At 51.2% G+C, this 385-nt stretch carries 1 protein-coding gene; it reads left to right on the forward strand.

The window, feature by feature from the left end:
• Positions 1–385 (forward strand): ABC transporter ATP-binding protein (locus EVJ22_RS15360; RefSeq protein WP_131444290.1); only part of this gene is annotated, 385 nt, incomplete at both ends.

Consider the following 385-nt stretch of genomic DNA (forward strand, 5'->3'; position numbering starts at 1 on the left):
ATCCAAGTGAGATGAGGCGGGTACTGGGCGTAGTGCCGCAGGAAATCGCTTTATATCCGGAATTGACGGCTTACGAAAACTTGAAGTTCTTTGGCAGAATTTACGGCCTTTCCGGAAAAGGATTGGAAACTGCCATTCAGCGATCACTGGAATTGGTTGGACTGGCGGAGCGCCAGAAAGAGGTTGTCAAAACCTATTCGGGCGGCATGAAGCGGCGCATCAATATTGCTGCTGCTATGATGCACGAACCTGAAATCATTATCATGGATGAGCCGACGGTCGGAATCGATCCGCAGTCGCGCAGCCACATTCTGGAGATGGTGCGCCGCCTCAATCGGGAAAAAGGGTTGACGGTATTGTACACCAGCCACTACATGGAAGAAGT

Origin of the sequence: Exiguobacterium sp. SH0S7 (genome assembly GCF_004337195.1) — a bacterium.
Lineage (GTDB): Bacteria > Bacillota > Bacilli > Exiguobacteriales > Exiguobacteriaceae > Exiguobacterium > Exiguobacterium aurantiacum_A.